This is a genomic window from Asticcacaulis biprosthecium C19, assembly GCF_000204015.1.
Classification (GTDB): Bacteria; Pseudomonadota; Alphaproteobacteria; order Caulobacterales; family Caulobacteraceae; genus Asticcacaulis; species Asticcacaulis biprosthecius.
Map to the genome: position 1 here is coordinate 402,078 of NZ_GL883078.1, position 8,004 is coordinate 410,081.

Annotated in this window: 4 protein-coding genes; 3 read left to right on the forward strand and 1 reads right to left on the reverse strand. The window is 58.3% G+C overall.

Features of this window, described 5'->3' with window-relative positions; all coding sequences use genetic code 11:
• Positions 1-21 precede the first annotated feature (21 nt).
• The 3 genes from pheT (at position 22) to ABI_RS12275 (ending at position 6,658) form a co-directional block, all read left to right on the forward strand.
• Positions 22-2,397 (forward strand): phenylalanine--tRNA ligase subunit beta, encoded by a 2,376-nt coding sequence (pheT, locus tag ABI_RS12265; RefSeq protein WP_006273316.1) that lies wholly within the window; start codon positions 22-24, stop codon positions 2,395-2,397.
• 529 nt (positions 2,398-2,926) lie between these two features.
• Positions 2,927-3,322: a toll/interleukin-1 receptor domain-containing protein gene (locus ABI_RS26260; protein WP_280959740.1), complete on the forward strand. Its 396-nt coding sequence runs from the start codon at positions 2,927-2,929 to the stop codon at positions 3,320-3,322.
• 288 nt (positions 3,323-3,610) lie between these two features.
• Positions 3,611-6,658: a type ISP restriction/modification enzyme gene (locus tag ABI_RS12275; protein WP_006273319.1), complete on the forward strand. Its 3,048-nt coding sequence runs from the start codon at positions 3,611-3,613 to the stop codon at positions 6,656-6,658.
• A gap of 36 nt (positions 6,659-6,694) precedes the next feature.
• On the opposite strand, the gene ABI_RS12280 is transcribed toward ABI_RS12275, so the two are convergent.
• On the reverse strand, positions 6,695-8,004 hold a 1,310-nt coding region (locus ABI_RS12280), incomplete at its 5' end, for a leucine-rich repeat-containing protein kinase family protein (protein ID WP_309545682.1).

Genomic DNA, 8,004 nt, shown 5'->3' on the forward strand with positions numbered 1-8,004 from the left:
CTCTTTCAAAAGTTTCATAAAATGAAATTCTCGCTTTCCTGGTTGAAAGACCATCTCGACACCACGGCCGATATCGATGCCGTTGCCGCCGCCATGACCATGGCCGGGCTGGAGGTCGAGGACATCCACGATCCCGCCAAGGCGCTGACGGCGTTCAGCGTCGCCAAGGTCGTCGAAGCCGCTCGCCACCCCAATGCCGACAAGCTTCAGGTGCTGCAGGTCGATACGATCGACGGCCGCAAGGAGATCGTCTGCGGCGCCCCCAATGCCCGCGCCGGCATGACCACCATCTATGCGCCGATCGGTGCTTACGTACCGGGGCTGGGGGTCACGCTGGTCGAAAAGCCGGTCCGCGGCGTCGTGTCGAACGGTATGATGTGCTCGGCCGCCGAGCTCGGTTTGGGCGACGATCACGACGGAATATTGGACATTTCTATGATTCTGGAAGTCGGGACGCCTGCCGCCGTGGTTTTCGGCGCCGAGCCGGTGATCGACTTCGAAGTGACGCCCAACCGTCCCGACTGGCTGGGGGTGCATGGTATCGCCCGCGACCTGGCCGCCACCGGTCTGGGCGCGTTCAAGGATGCGCCCATCGCCGCCGTACCGGGCCAGTTCGCCTGCCCGGTTGCGATCAAGGTCGATGGCGAGGCCTGTCAGGTGTTCGCCGGCCGGGTGATCCGCGGCGTGAAGAATGGCCCGTCGCCGGAATGGCTGCAGGCCAAGCTCAAGTCGATCGGGTTGAAGCCGATCTCAGCCCTGGTCGATATCACCAACTATCTGTCGTTCGACCGCGCCCGGCCGCTGCACGTCTATGACCTCAGCAAGCTGAGCGGTTCGGTGATCGTCGCCGGCCTGTCGCCGGATGGTGAGCAACTGGAAGCGCTGGACGGCAAGACCTATGCGCTGAACGGCGAGATGTGCGCCATCATGGATTCGTCGGGCGTGATCGGCCTGGGGGGCGTCATGGGCGGCGAGTCGACCAAGGTCGATGAAGCTACCGCAGACGTCTTCGTGGAAAGCGCCTGGTTCGATCCGATCCGCACGGCGCAGACCGGCCGGACCTTGAGCCTGTTCTCGGACGCGCAGTATCGTTTCGCGCGTGGGGTCGATCCGGAGTCGGCCGTGCCGGGTCTGGAACTGGCCACGAAGCTGATCTTGGAGCTGTGCGGTGGTGAGCCTTCAGAGGTTGTGGTGGCGGGTGAAGCGCCGGCGCGCCGTCCCGACGTGGCTTTCGATCCGGCCTATGTCAAAAGGCTGACCGGCCTTGATGTCCCGGCCGACGAGATTACGAAGATTCTGACGGCTTTGGGCTTTGGTGTGGCCTCCGATGGCACGGTGTCGGTACCGTCCTGGCGCCGCGATGTGGACGGAAAAGCGGACCTGGTCGAGGAAATCGCCCGCATCTATGGGTTCGACAAGCTGCCGGCGACGCCGCTGCCGACGATCCCGCCGCGCCCCGGTGGCGTGCTGACGGCGCAACAGGCCAAGGCCCGTGCCGCCCGCCGCGCTCTGGCCGCTTTGGGCTACAGCGAGGCCGTGACCTGGTCGTTCATGCGTCAGGACTGGGCCGCGCTGTTTGGCGGTGGCGCTGATGCGCTGGTGCTGGCCAATCCGATCGCTTCGGAGCTGAACTGCATGCGTCCGGCGGTGTTGCCGAACCTGCTGGAAGCCGCCGGCCGCAATGCGTCGCGCGGCCAGTACGGCGTGCAACTGTTCGAGATCGGGCCGGTCTATTTTGGCCTGGAGCCCGGCGACCAGAAGCCGGTCATCGCCGCCCTGCGCGCGCCGGATAAGGCGCGGCACTGGACGAATGCGCGCGAAGACAATCTGTTCGCGCTGAAGGGTGACCTGCTGTCGCTGCTGGAAACGGTGGGGGTGCCGGTGGCGTCGCTGTCCCTGGTCCAGGGCAGTAATGCCGCCCACTGGCATCCCGGCCGGTCGGCGCGGCTGCAACTGGGCCCCAAGCAGGTGATTGCCGAGTTCGGCGAGCTGCATCCGGCGGTGTTGAAGGCGATGGATCTGGACGGCGCCTATGTCGGGTTCGAGATCCGCGTCGATAACCTGCCAGTCGGCAAGGCCAAGTCGGGCAAGTCGCGCGGCGCTTTGACGCTGTCGTCGCTGATGCCGCTGACGCGTGACTTCGCCTTCCTGGTGGCCGATACGGCCGCCGCCGGCGATCTGGTCCGCGCCATCAAGGGCGCCGACAAGGCGCTGATCGGTGATGCCCGGGTGTTCGACGTCTATACCGGCCAGGGCGTGCCCGACGGTCATAAGTCTCTGGCCGTCGAGGTGGTGCTGACCCCGACCGACAAGACCCTAACCGAGCCGGAAATCGACGCCCTGTCGCAGAAGGTCATCGCGGCTGCCCAAAAGGCCGGGGCGGTTCTGCGGAGTTAAGTGGCGGGGTTGAGCTTCAGGAAAAGGGTCGCTTCGGCGGTCCTTTTTTGTGGCGTAATATTGGAACCGAAATGCGACACAAGCCGCTGTTGGCCCGAAGAGGAAATCGGCATTCCATAAGCTGTCACCGTAATTCTACACCGTATAGGGCTCGACTCTTCGAACGAATCCGCTACCCGTAGTTGCTGTCAACAAAAAAGGGGAGTTGCACGTGGCTAGATGTACGGCACCGGTGAGAGGGCACACACGGGGCGGGGGAGCGGATTGTCCAGCATGTAGTAGCCGATGGGGCCGAGGTCGGGACTCGTTCTTCCAACCGTCTTACTCTCCGCCGTCTTATTCGCCACCACGTTCCTCCTCTTCTTCGTCGGGTAGTGGCGGGGGTCGCAGCACCGGAGGCAGTAGCCGCACGTCGAAGCCCAGGTGGGCACGTGCCGGTTCGGCCGTCTGGTACACCAATGCCGAAGTGCAGGAGCTAGAACCTGTCCGTGCAAACGTCGAGAAGCAAGCATCCCTCGACCTCAGGGACATGTTCCTCTGTCACGCGTGGGACGACCGGCAAGGGGCCGCGAAAGACCTATACGAAATGCTGAAAACACGAGGCGTCAAAGTCTGGTTTAGCGAAGAAGATATCCGACTTGGTATGCCATTCCTTCGCGAGATCGACAGAGGGCTGGCGAAGTCACGAGTTGGCATTGTGTTGGTGACACCCAACTTTCTGAAGCGCATCCGAGACGAAAGCATCGCCGATAAAGAGCTTTCGGTGCTTTTGCAGCAGGGCCAACTCGTTCCCATCATGCATGGCGCGACCTACGACGCGCTCCGAGAAGTCAGCCCCATGCTCGCGTCGCGCAACGGCCTAAGCACAGCGGAAGACAGCCTGGCTGATATCGCGACTAAGCTCGCTGATCTGGTGGCCGTCTAGATTTGGGCGAGGACTGACAAACAGCACCAGGACAGCAAGGAGTGCAGTGGTCGACCAACTCTAACAGTCTGTCAAAATGTACGTTGCTGCGGCCCAAAAAAGGCCAGAGCGGTTCCGCGGAGTTAGGGCGCCTTTTGGCGCCGGGGTTTAGCTTCAGGAAGCGGTCTTGAACTAAGTTTGCGGAACTTTCATTCGCGCTTGACGCATATTCAAAAATCCTAAGTATTGGAAATAGTAGAGCGGTGACGTGGCCCGATCGCATTTCGCTTCAAACACCAAGGTACGAACTTGAGCCAAATTCTAATCCATCAGTATCTTAACGAACTTAATACTCTTAAGAAAATTTCGGGAACGTTGACTGAAGGCGTTGTTTCCGAGGCATTCAAGGACCTGCTCAAAGCGTGGTCGAAGCAGAACAATCTCGTCTTTGTCAGCCAGTACGGTTTTCAATCAACGCAGAAGACGCTGATCCGCCCGGATGGCACTATCCTGCATGATCTGCGTGTGCCGCTCGGTTATTGGGAAGCCAAGGATACTGCGGACGATCTGGATGACGAAATCCGCAAGAAGCTGGCCAAGGGCTATCCACGCGACAATATCATTTTCGAGAACTCGCACACAGCAGTGCTGTACCAGAACGGTCAGGAGGTCATGCGTACCTCGATGACCGATGTCGAATATCTCGGCAAGCTGGTCTCACTATTTTTCAGCTATGAACGTCAAGAAATTGCCGATTTCCGCAAAGCGGTCAAACAGTTCACGCTCGATCTGCCGGCGGTGCTGGAAGCCCTGCGCACACGCATCACTGACGCTTATTTCAATAACGACCCCTTCAAAGTGGCGGCGGCGGCATTTCTAGCGCAGGCCAAATCAACCATCAATCCGTCTGTCACCGAGGCCGATGTATTCGAGATGTTGATCCAGCATATTCTGACCGAAGAAATCTTCACACATGTGTTCAACGAGGGCGATTTCCACCGCGAAAATAACATTGCCCATGCGCTTTACGAGTTGGAGGGGAAGTTCTTCACAGGCGGTATCAAGCGCGATACGCTGAAGGCGCTGGAGCCCTATTACGCCGCCATCCGCGCCAACGCCGCCCAGATTACCAGTCACAGCGAAAAGCAGACCTTCCTCAAGGTCGTCTATGAAAATTTCTATAAGGTCTACAACCCCAAGGCGGCCGACCGCCTGGGTGTGGTTTATACACCCAATGAAATCGTGCGCTTCATGATCGAAGGTACCGACTGGCTGACCAAGAAGCATTTTGACAAGCACTTGATCGACCGCGATGTCCAGATTCTCGATCCCGCCACTGGCACCGGTACCTTTATCTGTGAACTGATCGAGCATTTTCGCGGCCAGCCGGAAAAGCTGGCGCACAAGTATAAAGAAGAACTTCATGCCAACGAAGTGGCCATCCTGCCCTATTATGTCGCCAATTTGAATATCGAAGCCACTTATGCGGCAATCTCTGGTCAGTTCTCTGAATTCCCCAGCCTATGCTTTGTTGATACGCTCGATAATGTTGCCGGATTGGGCATTTATTCAGGTTTCCAACACGATCTCTTTGGCGCTATCGCAGATGAAAATGTGGCGCGGATCAAACGCCAGAACCAGCGCTCAATTAGCGTCATTATCGGCAATCCCCCCTATAACGCCAATCAGCAGAACGAAAACGACAACAACAAAAACCGTACCTACGCGCGTATCGACGAGCGCATCAAGGAAACCTATATCAGACAGTCGACGGCGCAGAAGACGAAGCTCTACGATATGTATGCCCGCTTTTTCCGTTGGGCTTCGGATCGCCTGAACCGGGATGGCGTTCTTTGCATGATCACCAATCGCAGCTTTATCGACAGCCGCACCTTTGACGGCTTTCGCAAGGTGGTTGCCGAAGAGTTTAACGAGATTTATGTCGTTGATCTCGGCGGTGATGTGCGCGCCAATCCGAAACTCTCCGGCACCAAGCACAATGTCTTCGGTATACAGACCGGCGTGGCGATTTCGTTTTTCGTGAAGCGCCACAAGCAGAAAGGCTACAAGATCTTCTACGCCCGCCGTCCGGAATTCGACACGGCGGAGGACAAGCTGAGTTTTCTTTCGAATAGTAAATTGTCATCCTTGCGTGTGGAACAAATCGAGCCGGACAAGAAGCACAATTGGGTCGGGTTGACGGACAATGACTGGGATAATCTTATTCCATTGGCGGACAAAAAAACTAAGGCCGCGAAGGCAAAAGGGCAGGAACGGGCCATAATCAAGAATTTCGTCAGCGGTATAAAAACAAACCGTGATGAATGGGTTTATGATTTCGATTCTGCCACGCTTTCTAAAAAAGCTTCTTATTTTACAGAGAAATTTTTAGCTCAAAGCGCAGATGAAGATTTTGATTTGTCAATAAAATGGAGCCGTGATTTAAAGGCAAAATTTCTGCGACGAACCTCACTCCGAATAGACCCACATATTGTTTACTCTACTTGGCGTCCATTTGTTCGTAAGAATTTTCTTTGGGTAAAAGCTTTTAATGATATATTTTATACTGATCATGAGTCAACGTTTGGAAAAAATGGCGGCAAAAAAACGCGTTATATTGCGATATCTGGAACTTCGTCAGCAAAGCCTTTTCAAGTGCTAGCAGGTGACAGTCCCCAAGATTATGAAGCTATTGAGAAATCCAATCTTCTTCCCCGATATTGCTATACTTCGGACGGCGAGCGCATCGATAATGTTACCGATTGGGGGCTGAAACAGTTCCAATCGCGCTATGGCAAGAATGCCGCGATCAGCAAGGACGATATCTTCGCCTATTGCTATGGCGTTCTGCACGATCCGGTTTATCGCGAGACCTATGCACTCAACCTAAAGCGCGAATTCCCGCGTTTGCCCTTTTACGACGATTTCCAGCAATGGCGCGACTGGGGCCAAACACTGCTCGACCTGCATATCGGCTTTGAGGCAGCGGAACCGTTCGCGCTGGAGCGCATCGATACGCCGGATAGCAGGGCGCGCGCTGCGGGCCTGACGCCTTTGGTCAAGCTGAAATCCGATCACGAGACCAGCGTCATCACATTGGACTCCGAGACGAAGCTTACCGGCGTGCCCGAGCAGGCCTGGACCTACCGGCTGGGTAATCGCAGCGCCATCGACTGGGTGCTCGACCAGTACAAGGAAAAAACGCCGAAGGACAAAACGATCCGTGAGAAGTTCAACACCTATCGCTTCGCTGAGTACAAAGAAAAGGTAATTGACCTGCTATGCCGGGTAACCACGGTCAGTGTGGCAACGCAGAAAATTGTTGAGGATATGGTTGGCGCTCATAGCAAAGGGTAATCGACACGGCGTAGCAGGCCGGGCAAGGTCGCAGTCTTAAGCAAGTACGGAAACGGCATCGCCGAGCACGGGCCGGTCGCGGCTGTCGTCGCTCAGGCAGGCGGCCGTCAGGTCGTGGTAGGCGCGCGGCAGGGGATCGTCGCAGATGGCCGCCAGTTCTTCCAGCAGGCAGCCGAAGGCGCGGACGTCCAGGCTTTGCAGGGCCCGGGCGTGCGGCGCGGCGGTGTCGTAGAGGGAGGCTGCGCCCAGGTCGCTGAGCCAGGTCTGGTGGCCGTCAAACAGGATATTATGGGCGTACAGGTCGCCGTTCAGGATGCCGCGGGCGTGCAGATGGGCGGCGGCGCGGGCAACGCTCAGGGCGATTGCCATGACGGATGCGGCATCGAGCGCGGCATCGGCGGCATAGATATCGCGCGTGCAACTGTCGAAGCTGGGTGGGCCGGCCAGGGGGCGAAAGCGCGGCTCCAGAAGCGGCATGACGGTGCCTTCGCGGCCGTCCGGGTGACCCGTGACACGCCCGATGACCGGCAGCAGGTTGGGATGGTGTCCCGCTGCCAGGCCGGCGGCCATTTCGCTCAGCGGCAGGCCGTCGCTTGTCATGGCGTTTTTGAACAGTTTGACCGCGACGTCGTGGCCGGCGTGGCGCGCCTGGTGGATATGGCCTGAGGCGCCCTCGCCCAGCCTTGCGCCCAATTCGACGTCGCTCCAGGCCAGGGATGGCGAGCGGGAGAGGCTTTCGGCTTCGGCTGCGGCTGTAAAGGGATTGCCGGCGCAGGCCAGCCAGGACAGGCGCGGCAAATCGAGCAGATGTGTTGTGAGGGTGGTGAATTGGTTGGCGGCGATGCGCAGCAGTTCGAGCCGGCGGCATTGCGTCAGGGTTTGTGGCAAGGCGGTAAGGCGGTTGCCCGTCAGCATCAGCTTTTGCAGGCGATCGCAGGTGCCGATTTGGTGTGGGATGGTCGTGAGGTGGTTGTCGGTCAGGATCAGGCAGCGCAGTTTCGGTGGCAGGGCGGCGGCGGGGACTTCGGTCAGGTTCGAACCGCGGAAGCCGATCATCTCCAGTTCGGGCAGGTCGCCGAGGGGTTCGGGGAGGACGGTGAAGTTGTTGCCGGAGCCGAACAGGACGCGCAGGCGGCGCAGGCGTGGGAGGTCGTTTGGCAGGGAGGTCAGGGCGTTGCCGCTCAGGTCGAGGATTTCCAGCGTGTCGGCCAGGTCGAAGATTTCGTCCGGGAAGGTCGTCAGGTCTTCGCATAGTTTCAGGCGGGTGGTGCCGTGAAGTTGGCCGGAGCGAAGTTGTTGAAGGGTTTGCAATGTCTGCGCCTCAGATAGCTTCGGGGCAAAGGTGG